General features: G+C 70.6%; 14 protein-coding genes, 1 tRNA gene and 1 pseudogene. 9 read left to right on the top strand and 7 right to left on the bottom strand.

All coding sequences use genetic code 11. The features are described from left to right. Window positions 1-16: 16 nt before the first annotated feature. From ACH5AO_RS18450 to ACH5AO_RS18440, 3 genes are all read right to left on the bottom strand, one after another. A complete protein-coding gene (locus ACH5AO_RS18450) occupies window positions 17-346 on the bottom strand; it encodes a rhodanese-like domain-containing protein (protein ID WP_398926319.1) in 330 nt (109 codons plus the stop codon). 52 nt (window positions 347-398) lie between these two features. Continuing rightward, entirely contained in the window at window positions 399-1,238 is an 840-nt protein-coding gene (locus ACH5AO_RS18445) for a hypothetical protein (RefSeq protein WP_398925822.1), read from the bottom strand. 88 nt (window positions 1,239-1,326) lie between these two features. After that, entirely contained in the window at window positions 1,327-2,766 is a 1,440-nt protein-coding gene (locus ACH5AO_RS18440) for a DUF2252 domain-containing protein (protein WP_398925820.1), read from the bottom strand. A gap of 453 nt (window positions 2,767-3,219) precedes the next feature. Here ACH5AO_RS18440 and ACH5AO_RS18435 point away from each other — a divergent pair, with 453 nt between their 5' ends. Continuing rightward, complete coding sequence (locus tag ACH5AO_RS18435) at window positions 3,220-3,738, top strand: hypothetical protein (RefSeq protein ID WP_398925818.1); 519 nt, start codon at window positions 3,220-3,222, stop codon at window positions 3,736-3,738. 56 nt (window positions 3,739-3,794) lie between these two features. On the opposite strand, the gene ACH5AO_RS18430 is transcribed toward ACH5AO_RS18435, so the two are convergent. After that, window positions 3,795-4,427: a LuxR C-terminal-related transcriptional regulator gene (locus ACH5AO_RS18430; protein ID WP_398926317.1), complete on the bottom strand. Its 633-nt coding sequence runs from the start codon at window positions 4,425-4,427 to the stop codon at window positions 3,795-3,797. Window positions 4,428-4,450: 23 nt separating this feature from the next. Further along, the gene (locus ACH5AO_RS18425) at window positions 4,451-5,734 is read right to left on the bottom strand and encodes a sensor histidine kinase (RefSeq protein WP_398925816.1); all 1,284 of its coding nucleotides are present in this window, start codon (window positions 5,732-5,734) and stop codon (window positions 4,451-4,453) included. Between the two features lie 182 nt (window positions 5,735-5,916). Between ACH5AO_RS18425 and ACH5AO_RS18420 the strand changes: the two genes are divergently transcribed. Together ACH5AO_RS18420 and ACH5AO_RS18415 are read left to right on the top strand one after the other, a co-directional pair. Beyond that, window positions 5,917-6,663: an ABC transporter ATP-binding protein gene (locus ACH5AO_RS18420; RefSeq protein WP_398925814.1), complete on the top strand. Its 747-nt coding sequence runs from the start codon at window positions 5,917-5,919 to the stop codon at window positions 6,661-6,663. Continuing rightward, window positions 6,657-9,113: an ABC transporter permease gene (locus ACH5AO_RS18415; RefSeq protein WP_398925812.1), complete on the top strand. Its 2,457-nt coding sequence runs from the start codon at window positions 6,657-6,659 to the stop codon at window positions 9,111-9,113. The genes ACH5AO_RS18420 and ACH5AO_RS18415 overlap by 7 nt, the downstream gene beginning before the upstream one ends. Before the next feature lie 322 nt (window positions 9,114-9,435). Here ACH5AO_RS18415 and ACH5AO_RS18410 read toward each other — a convergent pair. Then, a tRNA-Leu gene (locus ACH5AO_RS18410) sits at window positions 9,436-9,519 on the bottom strand. 507 nt (window positions 9,520-10,026) lie between these two features. Here ACH5AO_RS18410 and ACH5AO_RS18405 point away from each other — a divergent pair. The 6 genes from ACH5AO_RS18405 (at window position 10,027) to pknB (ending at window position 18,165) form a co-directional block, all read left to right on the top strand. Continuing rightward, window positions 10,027-10,866 carry an FhaA domain-containing protein gene (locus ACH5AO_RS18405; protein ID WP_398925810.1) on the top strand — a complete coding sequence of 280 codons (840 nt, stop codon included), beginning with the start codon at window positions 10,027-10,029 and terminating at the stop codon, window positions 10,864-10,866. A gap of 10 nt (window positions 10,867-10,876) precedes the next feature. Then, window positions 10,877-11,386 carry an FHA domain-containing protein gene (locus ACH5AO_RS18400; protein WP_217127360.1) on the top strand — a complete coding sequence of 170 codons (510 nt, stop codon included), beginning with the start codon at window positions 10,877-10,879 and terminating at the stop codon, window positions 11,384-11,386. A gap of 141 nt (window positions 11,387-11,527) precedes the next feature. Further along, on the top strand, window positions 11,528-13,069 hold the full coding sequence (locus tag ACH5AO_RS18395) for a Stp1/IreP family PP2C-type Ser/Thr phosphatase (protein WP_398925808.1): 1,542 nt from the start codon (window positions 11,528-11,530) through the stop codon (window positions 13,067-13,069). A 27-nt stretch (window positions 13,070-13,096) separates the two neighbouring features. After that, window positions 13,097-14,545: an FtsW/RodA/SpoVE family cell cycle protein gene (locus ACH5AO_RS18390; protein ID WP_398925806.1), complete on the top strand. Its 1,449-nt coding sequence runs from the start codon at window positions 13,097-13,099 to the stop codon at window positions 14,543-14,545. Then, window positions 14,542-16,008 (top strand): peptidoglycan D,D-transpeptidase FtsI family protein, encoded by a 1,467-nt coding sequence (locus ACH5AO_RS18385; RefSeq protein WP_398925805.1) that lies wholly within the window; start codon window positions 14,542-14,544, stop codon window positions 16,006-16,008. The genes ACH5AO_RS18390 and ACH5AO_RS18385 overlap by 4 nt, the downstream gene beginning before the upstream one ends. 168 nt (window positions 16,009-16,176) lie before the next feature. Then, complete coding sequence (gene pknB, locus ACH5AO_RS18380; RefSeq protein WP_398925804.1) at window positions 16,177-18,165, top strand: Stk1 family PASTA domain-containing Ser/Thr kinase; 1,989 nt, start codon at window positions 16,177-16,179, stop codon at window positions 18,163-18,165. A gap of 152 nt (window positions 18,166-18,317) precedes the next feature. On the opposite strand, the pseudogene ACH5AO_RS18375 reads toward pknB, so the two are convergent. Next, window positions 18,318-19,754 (bottom strand): annotated as a pseudogene (locus ACH5AO_RS18375) (IS1380 family transposase). Window positions 19,755-20,886: the final 1,132 nt, after the last annotated feature.

The raw sequence follows: 20,886 nt of genomic DNA, 5'->3' as shown, positions 1-20,886 counted from the left end.
GGGCGCCGGACGTCCGCTACAGCACGTGTCCCGGTGCCCCGTCGTCGGTGACGACGGGACGTCCGGCGGCCTCCCACACCTGCATCCCGCCGTCCACGTTCACGGCGTCGACGCCCTGCTGGGCCAGATACATGGTGACCTGCGCCGACCGTCCGCCGGAACGGCAGATCACATGGACCCGGCCGTCCTGCGGCGCGGCCTCGGTCAGCTCGCCGTAGCGGGCCACGAACTCACTGAGGGGGATGTGCAGCGCCCCCGCGGCATGACCGGCCTTCCACTCGTCGTCCTCGCGGACGTCCAGCAGGAAGTCGCCGTCCTCGAGGTCCGCGACCCGGACCGTGGGCACACCAGCTCCAAAACTCATGCCCCCGACGCTACCCGACCGGGCGGGCCCCGGCTCAGGCCAGCAGCGCCGCCAGCTCCGCCTCGCGTTCGGTCACCTGGGTCCGCAGCTGCTCGGCGATCTCCTCGAGGAGCCTGTCGGGATCGTCCGGGGCGAGGCGCAGCATCGAGCCGATGGCGCCGTCCTCCAGTTCCCTGGCGACCAGCGTGAGCAGTTCCTTGCGCCGGGCGAGCCATTCGAGGCGGGCGTAGAGCTCCTCGCTCGCGCTGGGGAAGCGCTTCAGCTCCGGTCCCGCGGCCCACTCCTCGGCGAGTTCGCGCAGCTCGTCCTCGTTGCCACGGGCGTAGGCGGCGTTGACGCGGGTGATGAACTCCTCACGGCGCGCGCGTTCCTCGTCCTCCTGCGCCAGGTCCGGGTGGGCCTTGCGGGCGAGGTCGCGGTAGAGCTTGCGGGCCTCCTCGCTGGGCCGCACCCGCCGCGGGGGCCGCACCGGCTGGTCGGTGAGCATGGCGGTGGCCTCGGGGAAGAGGCCGTCACCGTCCATCCAGCCGTTGAGCAGCTCCTCGACGCCGGGGATGGGCATCAGCCGGGCGCGCGCCTCGTCGGCCCGGCGCCGGTCCTCGGGGTCGTCGCTGCGGGCGGCCCTGGCCTCCAGGATCTGGGCGTCCAGCTCTTCGAGCCGGGCGTACACCGGGCCGAGCTTCTGCTCGTGCAGCCGGGAGAAGTTCTCGACCTCGACGCGGAAGGTCTCCACGGCGATCTCGAACTCGATCAGCGCCTGCTCGGCCGCGCGTACGGCCTGCTCCAGCCGCTCCTCGGGCCGCGCCGCACCACCACCGCCGGGGGTCCGCTCCGCGCCGGCGCCGCCACTCTGCTCACCTTCCGAGGTCGTCACCCGGACAGCGTAGGCCACCCGCCCGGCACGTCACGCTCCGGCGGCACGCTCCCCGGCCGGCCACGCGCGCCTGCCCCCGGACGCCCGCTCACACCCCCGTCTCCGCCGCGATCCGTCCCGACCGCACCGCGGTCACCAGGTCCGCGTGGTCCGCCTCGGTGCGGTCGGCGTAGGCGACGGCGAAGGCCGCCACGGCCGCGTCCAGTTCGTCGTTCTTGCCGCAGTAGCCGGCGATCAGGCGGGGATCGGCGCTGTGGGAGTGGGCGCGGGCCAGCAGGGCGCCGGTCATCCGGGCGTAGTCGTCGACCTGGTCGGCGGCCAGCGCGGCCGGGTCGACGCTGCCCTTGCGGTTGCGGAACTGGCGCACCTGGAAGGGGCGGCCGTCGACCGTCGTCCAGCCCAGCAGGCTGTCGCTTATCACCTGCATCCGCTTCTGGCCGTGGACCACCCGCATGCCCTCGTGGACGGCCTCGGGGACGTCGAACCCGGCCGCCGACAGATGCGGCACGAGGGCCGAGGGGCGGGCCTCCTTCACCTGGAGGACCAGCGGCTCGCCCCGGTGGTCGAGGAGCAGCACGACGTACGAGCGGGTGCCCACGCTGCCTGTGCCGACGACGCGGAACGCCACGTCGTGCACCGCGTACCGGGCCAGCAGCGGGTGGCGGTCGGGTGGGAGCGTGCCGAGGTACTGCTCCAGCGAGGCGGCCACCGCGGCGGCCTCGCCGTCCGGTATGCGGCGCAGGACCGGCGGCGCGTCGACGAAGCGGCGTCCGCCGTCCCCGGTCGGCTCGGTGGACCTGGCTGCGAACCGGCCGCTGGTGTTCGCGCGGGCCTTCGCGGAGACGCGCTCCAGGGTGCCCAGCAGGTCGTGGGCGTCGGTGTGGGAGACCAGTTCCTCGTCCGCGATGGCGTTCCAGGCGTCCAGCGTCGGCAGCTTGGACAGCAGCCGCATCGTGCGGCGGTAGGCGCCCGCGGCGTCGTGGGCCGCGGCGCGGCAGGTGTCCTCGTCGGCGCCGGCCTCCCGCCCGGCGAGCACCAGGGAGGTGGCGAGCCGCTTGAGGTCCCATTCCCAGGGGCCGTGCACCGTCTCGTCGAAGTCGTTCAGGTCGATGACCAGGCCGCCGCGCGCGTCGCCGTAGAGACCGAAGTTCGCCGCGTGGGCGTCGCCGCAGATCTGGGCGCCGATCCGGGTCGTCGGCGTGCGGGCCAGGTCGTACGCCATGAGGCCCGCGGATCCGCGCAGGAAGGCGAACGGTGTCGCCGCCATCCTGCCCACCCGGATCGGTGCGAGCTCGGGCAGCCGGCCCCGGCTGGACTCCTCGACGGCGCTCACGGCGTCAGGGCGGGAGGCGTCCGGGTCGAGGGTGGCGTGTGCCCCGCGGGGGACCTGCCCGCGCAGGGCCTTGCCCTCGTCCCTGGGGCTGCCCTCGGCGGGCCACTCGGCGAATCCCGGCACCCGCGGCAGCCGCCGCACCGGGACCGTACCCCCGGTCCCGGTCGCACCGGCGGGCTCACGAGTCCCGGACATTCCGGCAACAGTTTCGGTCACGGCGACCGCCTCCCCCGTACACCTACGTGCCGTACACACGCGTCGACATCGATCGTGCCGACCGTACAGCCGGTGGCCGAAACGCGTCAGACCCTGTGGACAACTCTGCCGGTGTGGAGAAGTCCGGACCCTGTCCGGCTTCCGCCGCCTCCGACCCCGCCGACAGCGGCCGCCCCTCGGCGAGCAGCCGCCCGGCACGGTCCTGGGAGGTGTCCAGCCGTGCCGGAACGGCCATGTCCGGCAGCGTGTGGGGGAACAGCACGGTGACCCGATGCTCCAGGTCCTGCCGCCGACAGCGCGGCTGTGACAGGAGCCGCACTCCGGAGAAGCTCGCGACCAGCAGCTGCGCCGTCTCCGTCGGGCCGACGTGCGGCAACGGTTCGCCTCCCGCCTTCACCTCGGCCAAGGCCCGGGTGGTCCGGATCGATCCACATGCCGAACACCGGGGTACGGTCCGGTCCCAGCCCCCTGGTCCAGGGCCGGTCCGACGCCGGCCCGCACCAGCGGCTCGGTCCGCTGCCGCAGCGCCGGCGCCAGGCCGAAGTCGACGAGTTCCCGCGGCTTGCCGGACTGGGGCGGCAGGAAGATCACGAGGTGCTCCTCGAACACGCCGAGCGCCGGCTCCTCCTTGGAGCCGAAGTGGAAGTACAGCGCGTCCTCGGTGACTTCCGGCCCGCTCCAGGATCTCCCCGACGCCTACGTCGCTCCCCGAGCCCCGTCCCCGCCTCGGAGCTGCTCGCGGCCGTGTGCGAGCAGGTGGAACCGGCCCGGCGACGGGCGCCTCGGTGGACGAGGCCACCGAGGCGCCCGGGCCGCCGGATCCCCGCGTGTGCCGCATCCCTGAACGTGCTCACCGTGGACCACTGGTTCGCGGACGACGCCTTATGGAAGGACCTGGACCGCTCACCGGGCGAGGGGTTCGCCCGCACGTTCGCGCGGGCGACGCCCTGATACCGGTCGTACGTGACGGCCGGGCGGCGGGAGAACCGTCCGGCCCGCCTGCCGAGTCACGCCCGGAGGTAAGCCAGCACCGCGAGGACACGCCGATGCGTCTCGTCCGTCAACGGCAGGTCCAGTTTCGTGAAGATGCTGCCGATGTGCTTGCCGACAGCGGCCTCCGACACCACCAGCTCACGGGCGATCGCACCGTTGGACTTGCCCTGCGCTATCAGCGCCAGCACCTCCCGCTCCCGCGGGGACAGCCGCTCCAGCGGGTCACGGCGGTGGCGCAGCAACTGCCGTACGACCTCGGGGTCGACCACCGTGCCGCCGTCCGCGACCTGGCTCAACGCGGTCACGAACTCCTCGATCTGGCCGACCCGGTCCTTGAGCAGATAACCGATGCCGGTGCCGTCACCGGAGTCCAGCAGGTCGGAGGCGTACCGGCGCTGCACGTACTGGCTGAGCACGAGAACGGGCAGCGTGGGCCGCTCGGCGCGCAGCCGCACGGCCGCGCGCAGGCCCTCGTCCTGGAAGTCCGGGGGCATCCGGACGTCCGTCACCACGATGTCGGTTTCGTGTCCACCGACCGCGGCGACCAGGGCCTCGGCGTCACCGACCGCCGCGACGACCTCGTGCCCGCACTGCTGGAGCAGACCGATCAGGCCCTCCCGCAGCAGCACGCTGTCCTCGGCCAGCACGACGCGCAGTGCTCGGCCGTCTGTCAGGGGGAGCAGGGGGCGCAAGGGATCTCCACACGCAGCAGGGTCGGTCCACCCACCGGACTGGACAGGGTGAGTCTGCCATCGAGCACCGACACCCGGTCGGAGAGTCCGGTCAGCCCGCTGCCCTCCCCCGCCCGCGCACCGCCCCGTCCGTCGTCGCGGACCTCCAGCAGCAGCCGCCCGTCGTGGTGCCCGCCGTCCACCCGTGCGCGGCTCGCCCCGCTGTGCCGGGCGACGTTGGCGAGCGCCTCGCACACCACGAAGTACGCGGCGGCCTCGACCGGCGTGGGCAGCCGGCCGGTGAGGTCCAGGTCCACGTCCACGGGTACGGCGGACCGGTCGGCGGCGTCGGCGACCGCGGCCTCGAGCCCGTAGTCGGCGAGGACCTGGGGGTGGATGCCGTGGATGAGCTCCCGCAGCTCCCCGAGCGCCCGGCCCGCCTCGTCGTGGGCCTTGGCGAGCCGGTCGGCGAGCGGCCCGGGCGGCGCCTCCAGGCGGGCCAGGCCCAGCGTCATGGTCAGGGCGACCAGACGCTGCTGGGCCCCGTCGTGCAGATCGCGCTCGATGCGTCGGCGTTCCGCCTCGAAGGCCTCCACCAGCCGCACCCGGGACCGGGTCAGTTCGGTCACCCTGGCGTCCAGGCCGGTCTCGCGCGGGGCGAGCAGCAGCCGGTTCAGCCCCGCGCGGGCGCCCGACACGACGCCCAGCAGGTAGGCGCCCAGGGTGAGCAGGACGATCCCCAGCAGGGCGGCACCGGCCGCCGCCGGCCAGGTGGTGACCGTCCACAGTTTGAGGACCTTCGCCTCCCTGCCGTCCCCGACCGTGGCCATCAGCAACGGGGTGGCGGTCACGGCCGCCGGGAAGAGCAGGCCGACCGTGAGCACGAGGGCGTCGACCGGCCACAGCAGACCCGCGAACAGCAGGGCGTGACCGAGCTCCCGCCAGGTGGCCCGCTCCCGCAGCCGGGCGGTCAGCCAGACCCGCAGGCCGGGAGCGGCGGGCGGCAGGTGCGGATCGACTGCCGGATCACGGTCGACCAGCCGCAGCCGCCACCGCTCCAGCCGGGCCACCGGTATGCCCGCGAGGGCGGTGCCGAGCAGCAGCGGAAGCCCCACCAGGACCGGTGCGAGCACCCCGCCGGCCACCGCCGACACGACGAGGCCCACGAGCACCACAGCACCGGTCACCGCACCGGTGAGCAGGTATCCGGCCGAGCGCCACGGCCACGCGGACAGCGCGTAGCCGGGACGGGACATGGCCTGCCAGGAATTTCGAGGCTGCATGCGGATCACGGTAGAAGTCGGCGCCGTGCGGGGCCATCGGCCCAGGCGGAGGTTTCGGGGTATGCCTGGCCCTACCTTTTTTCTCGTCCCTGCCGCACTGCGCCGACCGGCTCCCGGACGGTTTCGTTCTCCTCGGACGACCAGCCCGGCACCGGCCGGGCCCGGACAGGGGAGTGGGACACATGAGCCAGAGGAACGGCGACGCGGTCGTCTTGCACCGGGTGAGCCGACGGTACGGGTCGGGCGACGACGCGGTGATCGCCCTGGACGAGGTGTCCCTCACCTTCCCGCGCGGGAGTTTCACCGCCGTGATGGGCCCGTCCGGCTCCGGCAAGTCGACACTGCTGCAGTGCGCCGCGGGCCTCGACCAGCCCACCTCGGGCTCGGTCACCGTCGGCGGCACCGAGCTGACCGGGCTCGGTGAGAGACGGCTGACCCTGCTGCGCCGCGAGCGCGTCGGCTTCGTCTTCCAGGCCTTCAACCTGCTGCCGGCACTGACCGCCGAGCAGAACGTCGCCCTCCCGCTGCGGCTGGCCGGCCGGCGCGTGCCGCGGGCCCGGATCCGTGAGGCACTCCACCAGGTCGGCCTCGACGACCGCGCCCGGCACCGGCCCGCCGAGCTGTCCGGCGGGCAGCAACAGCGCGTCGCCCTGGCCCGTGCCCTGATCACCCGCCCCGATGTACTGTTCGCCGACGAACCCACCGGCGCGCTGGACTCCCGTACCGGACACGAGGTGCTCACGCTGCTGCGCGGCATGGCCGACCGCGAGGGACAGACGGTCGTCATGGTGACCCACGACCCGGTGGCCGCCTCTCGTGCCGACCGCGTGGTCTTCCTGGTCGACGGCCGCGTCCATGGCGAGCTGGCCGGGGCGGACGCCGACGCCGTCGCCGCGCGGATGACCAGGCTGGAGGCCGTACCGTGCTGAGCCTCGCCCTGCGCACCCTGCGCACCCGGTGGATCACCTTCGCCGGCAGCTTCACCGCCCTCGCGCTGGGCGTGGCCCTCCTCACCGTCATGGGGCTCGCCCTCGCCTCCTCCCTCGACGCCCCCGCGCGGGAGCCGGAGCGGTTCGCCGCCGCCCCGGCCGTGGTCAAGGGCGCGGACACCCTGCGCGTACCGACGCCGAACGGCGAGAAGACCGAGGAACTGGCGCACCCGCGCGCGGTGCCGGCGGCGACCGTCGCGAAGCTGCGCCGGCTCGGCACGGTCGTCGAGGACCGCTCCTACCCCGTCCGCGCCAGGGGCGGTCCCGGCGAACTGACCGGCCACCCCTGGTCCACCGCCCCGTACGCCCCGTACACCCTCGAGGCGGGCCGTGCGCCCCGCGCGGACGACGAGGTCGTCGTCAGCGGCGACTGGGCACGCCCCGGCACGCGGGTGCGCACGGACCACGGCACCGTGCGGGTCGTGGGCACGGTGGCCGACCGCGGCTTCGAGCACGCCGTCTTCCACACCGACGCGCGCGCCGCCGAACTGTCCCCGGCCGTCGTCCAGCTGGTCGTCGACGCCGACCCGGCCGCCGTACGGGAAGCGGTGCGCGGAACCGAGGGTGTCCAGGTCCTCACCGGGGACGACCGCCGGTACGCCGACGCGGATCCCGAACGCGACAGCAAGGCGCTGACCGCGATGAACGCCCTGTTCGGCACGGCGGGCGGGATCTCCGCCTTCGTCTCGGTGTTCGTGGTGGCGTCCACCTTCGCCTTCACGGTCGACCGGCGGCGCCGGGAGTTCGGGCTGCTGCGCGCCGCGGGGGCCACACCCGGTCGGATACGGCGCACGGTGGCCGCCGAGGCCCTGCTGGTCGGGGTGCTCGCCTCGGCCACCGGCTGCGGGCTCGGCGGGTACGCGGCACCCTTGCTGGCCGCGTGGGTGGTCGACGTGGAGCTGGCGCCGGGCTGGTTCACCATCGGCGACGCGGGCTGGCCGTACCCCGTGGCGTTCTGGACGGGGCTCCTCGTCGCCCTGAGCGGTGCCGTCGTGGCCTCCTGGCGGGCAGGGCGCACGGGTCCCGTCCAGGCGCTGCGCGAGGCGTCCGCCGACAACGGGGCCATGACGCGGGGGCGGCGACTGTGCGGCACGGCCCTGCTGCTGACCGCCGGGGTGACGCTCGCCGTGGCGCTGCTCGACGATCCGGGCGACCTGCTGCACCGCAAGACCTACATCACCCGGCCCATGCTGCTGATCACCGCCGCCGCGCTGCTCGCCCCGCCTGTGGTGCGTCCGCTGGCCCGGCTGCTGGCCTGGCTTCCGGCCCGGCTGCCGGGGGCGGTCGGCATGCTGATGCGGGAGAACGCGGCCGCCGGGGCGCGCCGTACGGCCGCGGTCGCGGCACCCGTGCTGGTCACGGTCGCCCTCGCGGGCTCGCTGCTCGGCACCACCGCCACCCTGGACCGGGCCAGGGCCGCCGAGACGCGGGAGCGGACCGCCGCGGCGTTCGTCGTCACGGCCGCGGGGAACGGGGCCTTCGACGCGCGGACCCTGGAGCGGCTGCGTGCGGTGCCCGGCGCGCGGGTGTCGGCGAGCGCGCCGAGCGCGGTGTACGTCCTGGAGGAGGGCGTGGCGCTGATCAGGTCCGAGGCCCGGGCCGTCGACCCCGGGGCGCTGACGGCCACCGCGCGGTTGCCGATCGCCGCGGGAAGGGTCACCGGCCTCGACGACGGTTCGATCGTCGTCAACGAGGAGTGGGAGCGGCACACGGTCGGGCAGCACGTGCGGGTGTGGCTCGGGGACGGTACGGAACGGACGCTGCGGATCGCCGCTGTGATGACCACCGGCACCGGCGACAACGGCGTCTACGTCACTCCGGCCAACGCGCCGGGCGCACGCGTGGACCGGGTGGACGTCGCCCTCGCGGACGGTGCCGACGCTCGCTCGGTGGCCGCCGGTCTGGAGCGGGCGGTGCGGCCCTTCGGCGGTCAGGTCCACGCCGGGGACCGGTGGGCGGCCGCCCCGGCCCCCGGGAGCGAACGCACCACCCGTTACGGTCTCCTGCTGGTCCTCGGCATCGCCCTGCTCTACACGGGCGTCTCCCTGGCCAACACCATGGTCATGGCGACCTCCGACCGGGTGCGCGACCTCGCGGTACTGCGGCTGACCAGGGCCACACGGTGGCAGGTGCTGCGCGTGGTGGCCGCGGAGTCTCTGACGGTGGTCGCGGTCGGCGCGGTCCTGGGCCTGGCCGTGACCGCGCTCAACCTGGCCGGCATATGGGCAGCCCTGTTTCTGCTCTCGGCCCCCGTCCCGATCGCCCTCCCCTGGTCCACGCTCGCCGCCGTCACGGCCGCCTGCGCCGTACTCGCCATGGCCTCCGCGGTCGTCCCCGCCGCCCTCGCCCTGCGCCGGCCCGCACCAGAATCGGCGGGTGTCCGTGAGTGACCCCTCATGGACCGGCGGGTGTCCACGGTCGTTCCGAACCGGCGGGGGTTCGTAGGCCAGCCCGTGAGACCCCCTCCGGAACCGGCGGGTGTCCGCGAGTGAGCCCGCGGGGCCCGCTCCGGATGCCCCGCCGACCCGCCCCTCCCCACGTGCTTCCGAGGGCCCCCCGGAGACCCTCGCCACGCCCTCCCGAAGGGGAACGGCACACCACTCCACAGAGAAAAGGATCATGAGATGTTCCTCACACGCCCCCCGGCCGCCACACTCACTCCGAGCATGCGAAACGGGCGGCATCCGAGGGATGCCGCCCGTTTCGACGGTGTGCGCGAGGGGGGAGTTGAACCCCCACGCCCTTGCGGGCACTGGAACCTGAATCCAGCGCGTCTGCCTATTCCGCCACCCGCGCATTGGGTGTGTCTTCCGCGCCCTGCCCCTTCTGGGGCCCTGCGCCTTCCGACACCCAGAACATTAGCACGCTGGCCGGGATGGATTCACATCCCTTTCCCCACGGCCACCCCGCCTCCCCCCACCGGCCCCGACGAGCCCGGATCGCCCCGGCCGGCCTCCCCCGGGCCCCGATGTCGCGGCGGCGACCGCTTCACGTATCAACCTCGTACCGGTAGTCCCCGTCTGTACAGGAGCCGGGCGGAGTCCACAGCCGGGTGCGGGACACTGGTTTGCGGCCCCCTCTACGATCCATGGCAGAACGACGCGCACGAGCACGACCGAAGGAGTTCGAAGAGGGGCCCCGGAGGGAACTTCGTCAGGCGTCGACACCCGTCGACCGGGCCGACAGGGGGAACCAGCCGATCGACCGGCGCGTGGATACGATCAGTAAGCAGTACCAGGTAGGCGGTGCACGAAACGGTGCGCCGGGCAGTACACAGGACGGCAGCTACGGAGGAGGTGCCCCATGGGAGTCCTGAAGAAGTTCGAGCAGCGTCTCGAAGGTCTGGTCAACGGCACCTTCGCCAAGGTGTTCAAGTCCGAGGTGCAGCCCGTGGAGATCGCTGGAGCGCTCCAGCGTGAGTGCGACAACAACGCCACCATCTGGAACCGCGACCGCACCGTCGTACCCAACGACTTCATCGTCGAACTGAGCACTCCGGACTTCGAGCGGCTCAGCCCGTACTCCGGCCAGCTCGGCGACGAGCTCGCCGGCATGGTGCGCGACTACGCCAAGCAGCAGCGCTACACCTTCATGGGTCCCATCAAGGTGCACCTGGAGAAGGCGGACGACCTCGACACCGGCCTGTACCGGGTCCGCAGCCGCACGCTCGCCTCCTCCTCCGCCGGCCAGGCCCCCGGCGCTCCCGGCGGCGCACCGCCGGCCGGCCGCCCCGGCGGCTACGGCTACCCGTCGGCCGGCCCCGTAGGCGCCCCGCCCATGCCGGCCGCGCCGCCGCCCGGCGGTGGTTACGGCTATCCGCCGCCCGCGGGCGGCCAGCGGCCACCCGCCGTGCCCGGCGGACGCACCCGCTACTGGATCGAGATCAACGGCACCCGCCACCAGATCTCCCGGGCCACCCTCGTGATGGGCCGCAGCACCGAAGCCGACGTGCGGATCGACGATCCCGGCGTCTCCCGCCGGCACTGCGAGATCCGGACCGGAACGCCCTCGACGATCCAGGATCTCGGATCCACCAACGGCATCGTGGTGGACGGGCAGCACACCACCCGCGCTACGCTCCGCGACGGCTCGCGGATCGTCGTGGGCAGCACCACCGTTATCTATAGGCAAGCCGAAGGGTGAAGCGGGGGCAATGTCAGAGCTGACCCTCACGGTCATGCGGCTGGGTTTCCTGGCCGTACTGTGGCTGTTCGTGATCGTGGCCGTGCAGGTCATCCGGAGTGACCTGTTCGGCACTCGTGTCACCCAGCGCGGATCACGGCGGGACGCCGGCCGGCCACAGCAGGCCGCCCGCCAGGCGCCTCCGCAGCAGCGCCAGCAGTCCGGCGGCGGCCGCCGCGGCCGGAACACCCCCACCAAGCTGGTCGTGACCGAAGGCACCCTCACCGGCACCACCGTCGCCCTCCAGGGCCAGACCATCACCCTGGGCCGGGCACACGACAGCACCATCGTGCTGGACGACGACTACGCCTCCAGCCGCCATGCCAGGATCTACCCGGACCGCGACGGCCAGTGGATCGTCGAGGACCTGAGCTCCACCAACGGCACCTACCTGGACCGGACCCGGCTGACGACCCCCACACCGATTTCGCTGGGCGCACCGATCCGCATCGGCAAGACCGTCATCGAGCTGCGGAAGTAGTGCTACACCAATGAATGAGCGCGAGCGGAGCGAGCACGCAGTGGGGGTCCCCACCCAGGGTCCCGGCGCGCTCCCGACCGGAGGGTGGGCAGTGTGGCTCGACACGACCGGCTGTACCCGGAGCCGACTGGCGAGGTGCGCATGAGCCTGTCTCTGCGCTTCGCCGCCGGATCGCACAAGGGCATGATCCGGGAGGGCAACGAGGACTCCGGTTACGCCGGTCCCCGCCTGCTCGCCATCGCCGACGGCATGGGCGGCGCCGCCGCCGGCGAGGTCGCCTCCTCCGAGGCGATCTCCACCATCGTCGCCCTCGACGACGACGTCCCCGGCTCCGACGTGCTCACCTCGCTCGGCACCGCCGTCCAGCGCGCCAACGACCAGCTGCGCATGATGGTCGAGGAGGACCCCCAGCTCGAGGGCATGGGCACCACCCTGACCGCCCTGCTGTGGACCGGTCAGCGCCTCGGCATGGTGCACGTCGGCGACTCCCGCGCCTACCTCCTGCGCGACGGCGTCCTCACCCAGATCACCCAGGACCACACCTGGGTGCAGCGTCTGGTCGACGAGGGCCGGATCACCGAGGAAGAGGCCACCACCCACCCGCAGCGCTCCCTGCTCATGCGGGCCCTCGGCAGCGGCGAGCACGTCGAACCCGACCTCTCCATCCGCGAGGTCCGGGCCGGCGACCGCTACCTGATCTGCTCCGACGGCCTGTCCGGCGTGGTCTCCCACCAGACCCTCGAGGAGGCCCTGGCCAGCTACCAGGGTCCTGAGGAGACCGTCCAGAACCTGATCGAACTGGCCCTGCGCGGCGGCGGCCCCGACAACATCACCGTGATCGTCGCCGACGTCCTGGACCTCGACACCGGCGACACCCTCGCCGGGCAGCTGTCCGACACCCCGGTCGTGGTCGGCGCCGTGGCCGAGAACCAGAACCAGCTCTCCGACAACGGCATCATGCAGACCCCGGCCGGCCGCGCCTCCGGCCTCGGCCGCCGACGCCAGGAGGGCGGCGGGGGCGAGTTCGGCCCGCCCGGCAGCGGTGACATCACCGGCTTCATCCCCACCGACGGTTTCGCCTACGGCGACGACGACTTCGTCAAACCCGCCAAGAATCGCCGGTGGCTCAAGCGGTCCGTCTACAGCCTGCTCACGCTCGCCGTCCTCGGCGGCAGCATGTACGGCGGCTGGCGCTGGACCCAGACGCAGTACTACGTCGGCACCAACGGCGAGCACGTCGCCCTGTACCAGGGCATCAGCCAGGACCTGGCCTGGGTCTCCCTCTCCAAGATCAAGAAGGACCACCCGGAGATCGAACTCAAGTACCTGCCGCCCTACCAGCGGAAGCTGGTCGAGGCGACCATCGCCGACGGCGACCTCTACGGCGCCCGCGCGAAGATCGAGGAACTGTCGGTACAGGCCTCCGCGTGCAAGAAGCAGGCCGAGCGGCGCTCCGCCGAGAGCGAGAAGAACGCGAAGACCGGCGAGGGCGAGGCCGGAGGCACCACGGGAACCACACCCGCCTCCTTCACGTCCAAGGTCTCGCCGACACCGAACCCCTCGGGTTCGGCGAAGGCACCGGAGCAGTCCACGCCCCCGTCCACGACCGCACCCACTTCCAGCCCTGGCCCCAGCCTCTCGGAGGAGGAGCAGAAGGTCGTCTCCCTGTGCGGTAAGCAGTAGGCAAGCCGTGAGAGGCCCTGTCACACGATGAGCAGTACTACCAACCCGTCGACGCAGCACACGTCCACGATCGGCGCGATCGGCGCACCCAGCCGCCGCAACACCGAGCTCGCGCTCCTGGTGTTCGCCGTCGTCATCCCGGTCTTCGCCTACGCCAACGTAGGGCTGGCCATCAACGACGAGCTGCCCACCGGGCTGCTGAGCTACGGCCTGGGCCTCGGCCTGATGGCGGGCGTCGGTCACCTCGCCGTACGGAAGTTCGCCCCGTACGCGGACCCGCTGATGCTGCCACTGGCCACCCTGCTCAACGGCATCGGCCTGGTCGCCATCTGGCGCCTGGACCAGTCGAAGCGACTGCAGGCGAGCAGCACGTTCGTCGAGGCGGCGCCACGCCAGCTGATGTACTCCGCGCTCGGTGTCGCCCTGTTCATGGCCGTACTGCTCTTCCTCAAGGACCACCGCGTCCTGCAGCGCTACACCTACATCTCCATGGCCGGCGCGCTGATCCTGCTGCTCCTGCCCCTGGTCCCGGGCCTCGGCCACAACGTCTTCGGCGCCAAGATCTGGATCAAGATCCCCGGTCTCGGCACCCTGCAGCCCGGCGAGTTCGCCAAGATCGTCCTCGCGGTCTTCTTCGCGGGCTACCTCATGGTCAAGCGCGACGCCCTGGCCCTCGCCAGCCGCCGCTTCATGGGGCTCTACCTCCCCCGCGGACGCGACCTCGGCCCGATCATCGTCGTCTGGATCATCTCCATCCTGATCCTGGTCTTCGAGACCGACCTCGGCACCTCGCTGCTGTTCTTCGGCATGTTCGTGATCATGCTGTACGTCGCCACCGAGCGGACCAGCTGGATCGTCTTCGGTCTGCTGATGTCCGCGGTCGGCGCCGTCGGCGTGGCGAGCTTCGAGTCGCACATCCAGACCCGCGTGCAGGCCTGGCTCGACCCGATGCACGAGTTCGAGCTCAGCCGCGCCGGGGTCCAGGACGGCATCGTCCACTCCGAGCAGGCCATGCAGGCCCTGTGGGCCTTCGGCTCCGGCGGCACCCTCGGCACCGGCTGGGGCCAGGGCAACTCCGACCTCATCGGCTTCGCCGCCAACTCCGACTTCATCCTCGCCACCTTCGGCGAGGAGATCGGCCTGGCCGGCGTCATGGCGCTGCTCCTGCTCTACGCGCTGATCGTGGAGCGCGGCGTGCGCACCGCCCTCGCCGCCCGCGACCCGTTCGGCAAGCTGCTCGCCATCGGCCTGTCCGGCGCCTTCGCGCTCCAGGTCTTCGTCGTCGCCGGCGGCGTCATGGGTCTCATCCCGCTGACCGGTATGACGATGCCCTTCCTGGCGTACGGCGGTTCCTCCGTCATCGCCAACTGGGCGCTGATCGGCATCCTGCTCAGGATCAGCGACACCGCCCGCCGTCCGGCGCCCGCCCCCGCCACCAATCCCGACGCCGAGATGACCCAGGTGGTCCGCCCGTGAACAAGCCCCTGCGCCGGGTCGCGATCTTCTGCGGCCTGCTCATCCTCGCCCTGCTCATCCGGGGCAACTGGCTGCAGTACGTCCAGGCCGACGAGCTGGCCTCCGACGACGAGAACCGCCGCGTCAACATCGAGCGCTACGCCACCCCGCGCGGCAACATCATCGTCGACGGCAAGGCCATCACCGGGTCCGTCGAGTCCAAGAGCGGCGACTACAAGTTCAAGCGCACCTGGACCGACGGTGCCATGTGGGCGCCGGTCACCGGCTTCTCCTCGCAGGCCTTCGGCGCCAACCAGCTGGAGAAGCTGGAGGACGGCATCCTCACCGGCAACGACGACCGGCTCTTCTTCCGCAACACCCTCGACATGATCACGGGCAAGCCGAAGGAGGGCGGCAGCGTCGTCACCACCCTCGACGCCGCCGCGCAGAAGGCCGCGTACGAGGGCCTCGGCGACAAGAAGGGCGCCGTCGCCGCGATCGACCCGCAGACCGGCAAGATCCTGGCACTGGCCTCCACGCCGTCGTACGACCCGTCGAAGTTCGCCGGGACCTCCGACGAGGACGCCAAGGCCTGGCAGGCGGTCCAGAAGAAGAACAACCCCGACGACCCGATGCTGAACCGGGCACTGCGCGAGACCTACTCGCCGGGCTCCACCTTCAAGGTGGTCACCGCCGCGGCGGCGCTGGAGGAGGGCTTGGTCGACGACATCGACGCCAAGACCGACACTCCGGAACCGTGGATCATGCCGGACACCACCACGCCCCTGCGCAACCACGGGAACATCCCCTGTGAGAACGCCACCCTGCGCGTGGCGATGCAGTACTCCTGCAACAGCGTCTTCGGCAAGCTCAGCCACGAGGTCGGCAACGAGAAGATGATCGAGTACGCGGAGAAGTTCGGCTACAACAACCCCGAGCTGGACACCCCCGTCCGCGCCGCCGAGAGCATCTTCCCCGAGGACAACAGGTCGCAGAACGCCATGGCCGGCATCGGCCAGGCCTCCAACCGCGCCACCCCGCTCCAGATGGCCATGGTCACCGCCGCCATCGCCAACGACGGCAAGCTGATGAAGCCGTACATGGTCGACCAGCTCAAGGCCGCGAACCTGGACACCATCGAGACGACCGAACCGCAGGAGCTGTCCCAGCCCCTCTCCTCGGAGAACGCCCAGAAGATCCAGGAAATGATGGAGACCGTCGTCGAGGACGGCACCGGAGGCAACGCCAAGATCGACGGAGTCACCGTCGGCGGCAAGACCGGTACCGCCGAGCGCGGCATCAACAACAGCGAGAAGCCCTACGCCTGGTTCATCTCGTACGCCAAGACCGACCAGGGTTCCCCGGTCGCCGTCGCCGTCGTCGTCGAGGACAGCAAAGCGACCGGTGCCGACATCACCGGCGGTGGCCTGGCCGCACCGATCGCCAAGGACGTGATGGAGGCGGTCCTCAAGGGCAAGCAGTGACCCCGGTCACTTTTACTTCACATCGGTGCACGTTGCGGTACCGGTCCCGTATCGGCTGACGCACTTGGCCAGGTCACACAAAAAGAGCCGGGTACGGTAGGCCCGGACGGCAGCCTCCGGCGGCACGCGTGTGCCGCCCGGGACCGACGGAGAGGGCTGGTAGTAGCTATGGAAGAGCCGCGTCGCCTCGGCGGCCGGTACGAGCTGGGCCCGGTGCTCGGCCGTGGTGGCATGGCGGAGGTTTACCACGCGCATGACACCAGGCTCGGACGCCAGGTGGCGGTGAAGACGCTCCGCGCGGACCTCGCACGCGACCCGTCCTTCCAGGCCCGGTTCCGCCGGGAGGCCCAGTCGGCCGCCTCGCTCAACCATCCCGCGATCGTCGCGGTCTACGACACGGGCGAGGACTACATCGACGGGGTCTCCATCCCGTACATCGTCATGGAGTACGTCGACGGCTCCACGCTCCGTGAGCTCCTGCACAGCGGCCGCAAGCTGCTGCCGGAGCGGACGCTGGAGATGACCATCGGCATCCTCCAGGCCCTGGAGTACTCCCACCGGGCCGGCATCGTCCACCGCGACATCAAGCCGGCCAACGTCATGCTGACGCGCAACGGCCAGGTCAAGGTCATGGACTTCGGCATCGCCCGCGCGATGGGCGACTCCGGCATGACGATGACCCAGACCTCGGCCGTCATCGGCACCGCCCAGTACCTCTCGCCGGAGCAGGCCAAGGGCGAGCAGGTCGACGCGCGCTCCGACCTGTACTCCACCGGCTGCCTGCTGTACGAGCTGCTGACCGTCCGGCCGCCCTTCGTGGGCGACTCCCCGGTCGCGGTCGCCTACCAGCACGTACGGGAGGAGCCGCAGCCGCCGAGCGTCTTCGACCCCGAGATCACGCCCGAGATGGACGCGATCGTGCTGAAGGCGCTGGTCAAGGACCCTGACTACCGGTACCAGTCGGCCGACGAGATGCGCGCCGACATCGAGGCCTGCCTCGACGGCCAGCCCGTCGCGGCGACCGCCGCACTGGGCGCGGTCGGCTACGGCGGCTACCCCGACGAGCAGCCGACGACGGCCCTGCGCCAGGACGCCGGCGCCGCGGCGGCGACCTCGATGCTGCCGCCCATGAACCCGGACGACGGCGGCTACGGCTACGACGACCGCCAGAGCCGCCGACGCCAGCCGAAGAAGACCAACACCTCGACGATATTGCTGGTCGTGGCGGGTGTCCTGGTCCTCATCGGCGCGATCCTGATCGGCCGCTGGGCCACCAGCGGCGACGGCGTGGGCAATGACATGATCGCGACCCCGAACTTCGTCGGCGAGACCAAAGCGGACGCCGAAAAACTCGCCGTCAACGGCGACTTGCAACTGACCTTCGAAGAAGCACCCTGCGAGAACCAGAGCAAGGGCAAGATCTGCGACCAGGACCCCGACGCGGGCACCGAGGTCGACAAGGACTCCACCGTCACCCTGACCGTGTCCACCGGGGCGCCGAAGGTGGCGGTGCCAGACGTGCAGGGCCTCACCTACGAGAAGGCGAAGTCCCAGCTCGAGGAGAAGGGTTTCACGGTCGAACAGGAGACGGAGGTCTCCGACCAGACCCCGGGTGTGGTCATCGGACAGGACCCCGAGGGCGACACGGAGCAGGAGAAGGGCAGCACGATCACCCTCACCGTCGCCAAGGAGGCGGACAAGGCCACCGTGCCCGACGTCACCAACAGGACCTGTGACGAGGCCACGGCGCAGATGACCGCCAACGAACTCGTCGGCAACTGCGTCGAGGTGGAGACGGACAACCAGGCCCTGGTCGGCAAGGTCATCGGCACCGATCCCCAGCAGGGCACCCAGCTCGCCAAGAACTCGCCGGTGACCATCCAGATCGGCAAGGCCAAGGAGAACCAGACCTTCGCCATGCCGAAGGTCACTCAGATGACGGTCGCTGCAGCCAAGCAGGTACTCGCCCAGGCAGGCCTGCAACTCGAGAGGGTTCAGGGCGGGGGCGACGACAACGCCACGGTGCTTCAGAGCACCCCGCCGGAAGGCCAGCAGGTCAAGAAGGGTGACAAGGTCACCCTGATCGCCATCGGCGGCCAGCAGGGCGGCGACAACAGGGGCAATAACGACGGTATCTTCGGCGGTCTCACCGGCTAACCTCGCCGTTTCGGTTGAGGGGATGAGGCGTCGCTGAGGGGCCACTGTCGGGTGGCCGACGTGATTTCGGTGTTCGGACATGGCGGAGACCCGGCGCGGTGGTCGGGTTTCTCCAAGGTCCTTCGGGTCGTCGGCGGTCCGGGATTTACTGGTCAGCCAGCGGGACGGGGCAGTGCGGCGAGGCGGTGGAAGGCCGTGGTCAGTTCGTGTCTCCAGGGCCAGGTCGCCGATATCCGCAAGCACAGGCGGCGGCCGCCGCGGGTGAGGCGTGCGGCGACATGCAGCAGCCGGTAGCGGAGCTTCTTCGGCTCGGCGGCGGCCAGCTCTCCGTCCAGCAGCAGGACGCGGGTCCAGGCCAGCAGATCGATCGCCGTGAGGCTGAGTTCGAGCCAGACGGTGTTGACGACGAAGTGGCGGGAGGGGGAAGCGGCCGGAGCCGGTGGCCTTGCCGTACCGGATGTGGTCCTCGACGGTGGCATGCCCACGGTGGCGGACCTCCAGGAACTGAGCGGAGCCACCGCTGGAGTAAGGGGTGTCGGTGAGGAACACCTGGTGCCGCAGACCCTCGTCCTGGTCGAACAGGAACAGCTGGGCTCCGGGGTGCGGCCGCTCGCGGCGCACGATGATGCGGGTGCCGTCCGGGTAGCCGGCCAGGTCGACCATGCCGGTCAGCTCGGCGACCTCGGCGCCGTCCCGCAGGGTGCCGTCCTGGTCCAGGGCGGGGTACCAGAGCCGGGCGGGCGTGGCCCGGACAGCGCGGCGGACCGGCTCGGTGATGGCGTATCCGACCGAGAAGAAGGTACGGATTCCTTGTTTCCGCAGGCCGCGGACGTGGGCGAGGAAGGCTTTCGCGGATCCGGCACTGTCGGCGCGGATGAGGATGTCGGTGCCGTGCCGGTGCGCGTCGGGGATCTGCACGAGCGCCTGGTCGAACACCGCGATGTGGTCTGCGGCGGTGTTGGCTCCGGAGTTACCGGGCCGCAGCCGCCCCGACACGGCCTCGCCGGTGTTCGCGAGGAAACACAGCAGCGGATGGAAACCGAAGCCGCCCTTGTAGGTCGGGGCTGCCTGTTCCTTTCCGAGTGGCAGGCGACCAGTGTGGCGTCGAGGTCCAGAACCAGGCCGGGAAGCTCGCGTCCGCCGGCCCGCGCAGCAGGTATGCCCCCGCCGGTCTCGGCGGTCTGCATCCAGGCGACTTCCCGGGCTGAAGCGCGGGCCGCTCACAGTGAGGCGAGTGCGGCCTCGTCGGTGTCTGCGAGCAACCGCCAAGCCGTGGGTGTCGAGGCGACCGGGCCGAACACCTCGCCCTGGTCCCGCAGCACGGCCAGATCCGCGACCGCCTCACCGCCGTCGGCGAGCATCACCACCAGGTCGGTGGCGACCCGTCCCGGATCATGCCCGGTCCCGCGCGGCCGAAGCGGCCTGAGAGCGGCGGAGTACGCGGCGGTCAGCCCTGTGGCATCGGCAAGATCAGCCAGCAACCGTGCCCCGGCATGCCCGATCACCCCCGAACCATCGGCACTGACACAGACCTTGGGACGCAACCCGATACTCTGCACGTAGAAAGTGCCCTCCGCCTGGACCGACAGAACCCCTCAGCAAGGTTCATCGTCCCAGGCCAGGAAGGCACTTTCGCGTTTCCGACCCAAGGCCAGTCGTACCCGAGCGAAACGGCGAGGCTAATCAATGCCGCAATAACGATAGACACTCACGAATTCCTCGATTTTCTCCATATAGAGAAGGTCGAGGCGTTTATTTCTCTACGTAAACATTCGTGGCCAATTATCCCATCCGACACCCAAACCCTTGTCCCGTGCGGCTGGCAACCTGTAGCATCCAAGCACTCAACCAAGATCAACTGAGCGGTAACGGACGCACACAAGCCCCTAAAGGCCACAATGAGGTGTCATGAAAAGAAGAGCACTCTCAGCACTCACGGTGCTTTTTGCAATGCTGGGACTATCGTTCACCCTTGCTCCCACAGCTAGCGCTGCTGGGTACGGATGCAACGGCAACCTGATTAATAGCTACCCACTGGTAACCAGCAATAGCTCCGGATACCCGGATGGAAGCCCGTCGTACGGAGTGGTTCACCTCTACTACGATTCATCCTCCGGAAACAATTGTGCGGTGACCGTCGCGAACTCCAACGGCGGCGCCGGAGTTTATAAGGAAATGATGGTCAGTTTGTTCAGGTGTTCCGGAACCTCGATATCGAGCTGCACCTACTACAAGACTGACCTCGGGAATTACGCATCATACGCAGGCCCAGTGTCACTCTACGCGAAGGGCTACTGCGTCATGGTTTCCGGAAGCATCAACTACAAGGGCAAAATCTCGTCCGTTCAGTCGCCTGTCGGCCACTGTGGCTAAACCTTCCTCTTAGGATGGCATAGACACAACCCGGAGGAGCCTCATGACTCAATTCTTTTGGGTTTTGGGGCTCCTGCGTTCTATTCTCCTAAATCTGCAATTGCAGTGACGTCTTAACGCCCGCCGGTGCTGATTGAGCTGGTTTTCACCGCATGGCGAGCCAGGCGGACCGATCCTGGCACGACAACTCCGGGGGCACGACCTGTCGGTGCTGTGACACGCGACAATTCGAGAGTGACAACATGTCACTCTAAGACGTCGTCTCATTTGGGTTCGTAACCTTAAGGCATGACGATCGTGGAGCGGCTGGTCCCGGACGGGTTGTGGGAGTTGTTTCAGCGGGTGGTA

It is taken from the genome of Streptomyces sp. NPDC018964 (assembly GCF_044390325.1).
Taxonomy (GTDB): Bacteria; Actinomycetota; Actinomycetes; order Streptomycetales; family Streptomycetaceae; genus Streptomyces.
This window is presented reverse-complemented; position numbering and strand designations above follow the sequence as displayed.

Bases quoted from the DNA above. Each gene is read 5' to 3' on its own strand.
- ACH5AO_RS18440 (WP_398925820.1), bottom strand. From the start codon at position 2,766: ATGTCCGGGACTCGTGAGCCCGCCGGTGCGACCGGGACCGGGGGTACG.
- ACH5AO_RS18435 (WP_398925818.1), top strand. From the start codon at position 3,220: ATGCCGAACACCGGGGTACGGTCCGGTCCCAGCCCCCTGGTCCAGGGC.
- ACH5AO_RS18425 (WP_398925816.1), bottom strand. From the start codon at position 5,734: ATGCAGCCTCGAAATTCCTGGCAGGCCATGTCCCGTCCCGGCTACGCG.
- ACH5AO_RS18420 (WP_398925814.1), top strand. From the start codon at position 5,917: ATGAGCCAGAGGAACGGCGACGCGGTCGTCTTGCACCGGGTGAGCCGA.
- ACH5AO_RS18405 (WP_398925810.1), top strand. From the start codon at position 10,027: ATGGGAGTCCTGAAGAAGTTCGAGCAGCGTCTCGAAGGTCTGGTCAAC.
- ACH5AO_RS18400 (WP_217127360.1), top strand. From the start codon at position 10,877: ATGTCAGAGCTGACCCTCACGGTCATGCGGCTGGGTTTCCTGGCCGTA.
- ACH5AO_RS18395 (WP_398925808.1), top strand. From the start codon at position 11,528: ATGAGCCTGTCTCTGCGCTTCGCCGCCGGATCGCACAAGGGCATGATC.
- ACH5AO_RS18390 (WP_398925806.1), top strand. From the start codon at position 13,097: ATGAGCAGTACTACCAACCCGTCGACGCAGCACACGTCCACGATCGGC.
- pknB (WP_398925804.1), top strand. From the start codon at position 16,177: ATGGAAGAGCCGCGTCGCCTCGGCGGCCGGTACGAGCTGGGCCCGGTG.